Source organism: Microbacterium sp. Bi128 (assembly GCF_918698205.1).
The window spans coordinates 1-1,949 of sequence record NZ_CAKKMM010000972.1; the positions used below are offsets into that span (position 1 = coordinate 1).

3 protein-coding genes and 1 riboswitch are annotated in these 1,949 nt (G+C 66.8%); of the genes, 1 reads left to right on the forward strand and 2 read right to left on the reverse strand.

The window, feature by feature from the left end; all coding sequences use genetic code 11:
• Window positions 1-436, reverse strand: a 436-nt coding sequence (locus LQV45_RS28690; protein ID WP_230010391.1) for a PLP-dependent transferase, incomplete at its 3' end; no start/stop codon positions are given.
• 61 nt (window positions 437-497) lie between these two features.
• Window positions 498-613, reverse strand: a riboswitch (SAM riboswitch).
• 169 nt (window positions 614-782) lie between these two features.
• Here LQV45_RS28690 and LQV45_RS28695 point away from each other — a divergent pair.
• Window positions 783-1,421 carry a VOC family protein gene (locus tag LQV45_RS28695; RefSeq protein ID WP_223914077.1) on the forward strand — a complete coding sequence of 213 codons (639 nt, stop codon included), beginning with the start codon at window positions 783-785 and terminating at the stop codon, window positions 1,419-1,421.
• 111 nt (window positions 1,422-1,532) lie between these two features.
• Here LQV45_RS28695 and LQV45_RS28700 read toward each other — a convergent pair.
• Window positions 1,533-1,949: CPBP family intramembrane glutamic endopeptidase (locus tag LQV45_RS28700; RefSeq protein ID WP_230010392.1), on the reverse strand; the 417-nt coding region annotated here is incomplete at its 5' end.

Consider the following 1,949-nt stretch of genomic DNA (forward strand, 5'->3'; position numbering starts at 1 on the left):
GGACGGCGTCCCGCCACTGGTCCAGGTTGTCCGGGTCCGCCACGAAGGTCACGGAGATGCCGAACTTCTTCAGCGTGTGCGCGAGCAGGTTGTAGGTTCCGCCATAGAGGCTGGGGCTGGCCACCACATGGTCCCCGGCCTCGGCGATATTGAGGATGGCGAACGTCTCGGCGGCCTGGCCGGAGCTGAGCAGCAGCGCCGCGAGACCGCCTTCCAGGCTGGCGACGCGCTGTTCGACGGCATCCTGGGTCGGGTTGCCGATCCGGGTGTAGATGGGCGCTAGCTCGGCGAGCGCAAAGCGGTTCGCGGCGCTTTCGGCGCTGGGGAACACGAACGACGTCGTCTGGTAGATAGGCAGGGAACGCGCGCCGGTGGCGCTGTCCGGCTCCTGGCCGGCGTGGATCTGGCGGGTTTCAAAGGACCAGGCGTTGGACATTGGTGCTCCTCGAGTCACTGGGCACAGCACCGGCCGGGGCTTTCGGCCCGAACCGGAACAGGCGCCGCGCTTGCCCTCCGGCGGGCGCCGGACGGCCAGGTCTTCACCCGGGGCACCCCACCGCGATACGAGGGTTGCCGGCCAGCAAGCCGGGGCTGTGCGCTGGCACTCATGACCTGACTTCAGTGTAGGAATGGCGGCGGAGCCCTGGATAGCTTTGTGACGAAGATGAAGACGGCCGCCGTGACGGAGCATCCGGGGCGCCGCGTTCCGCGCCCCAGGACGTCCCATGACGGTTAGGGGAGCCTAAGCTGAGAGGTCCATCACAAAGTGCCAAGATGATGGCATGCGCATGGATCACGTCTCTTACGCCTGTGAACACGATGGCTTGGCAGCCACCACTGAACGTATTGCGTCTGCCCTCGGCGTTGAAGCCGTGAAGGGTGGAGTGCACCCCCGTTTCGGGACACGCAACATGATTATCCCGCTCGCGGGACACAAGTACCTGGAAGTCGTGGAGGTCCTGAACCACCCGGCCTCCGACAAGGCCCCGTTCGGCCAGGCCGTCCGGGCACGCTCCGAGGCCGGCGGCGGCTGGATGGGCTGGTGCGTCGAGGTTGACGACCTGGCCCCGTTCGAGGAGCGGCTCGGCCGCGCCGCCGTCAACGGCAACCGGAAGTTTCCCGACGGCCGCGAACTGGTCTGGAAGCAGATCGGCATCCTGGGGCTCATCGCCGACCCCCAGGTGCCATACATGCTCAAGTGGGAGGGCGACCCGGAGTTGCACCCGTCCAACGCCTACGCGAGCGATGTCAAGATGTCCGCACTGACCATTGCCGGTTCGGCCGAGCGCGTCACGGAGTGGCTGGGCGAACCGGTTGAAAAGCCGCTGGAAGACGTCGCCGTGAACTGGATCGCGCCGCACGGTACTCCCGGCATCCTCTCTGTCACCTTCGAGACCGCCTCCGGAGCGGTCACGATCTAACGCTCCACCCGCCCCACGCTTCGGCCGCCATCTCTTAGGTGCCAACGATGTCACCTAGGAGACGGCGGCCGAGATCATTTAAGGCCTGCTCCTAAAAGCAACGCGGGGAACTCAGCCCAGGCCCACGGCCTTGCCGAACAGGCTGAACCCCACGAAGGCCACGGTGTCCAGGATGGCGTGGGCGATCACCAGCGGCATCACCCGTTTGGTCCGGATGTAGAACAGCGCGAAGACGACGCCCATCACCGCGTTGCCGATGAACGGCCCGAACCCCTGGTACAGGTGATAGCTGCCGCGGAGCAGGGCGCTGGCGGCGATGGCCGCCGGCACGCTCCAGCCCAGTTTCCCGAGCCGGTCCAGCAGGTACGCCACCACAATCACTTCCTCGACCACCGCGTGCCGGATCGCGGACAGGACCAGCACCGGTACGGTCCACCAGTATGCGTCCAGGGCGCTGGGGATGATCGCCGTCGTGATCCCCAGCGCCCGGCCGGCGGCGTAGAGCCCCAGGGACGGAATGCCGATGAG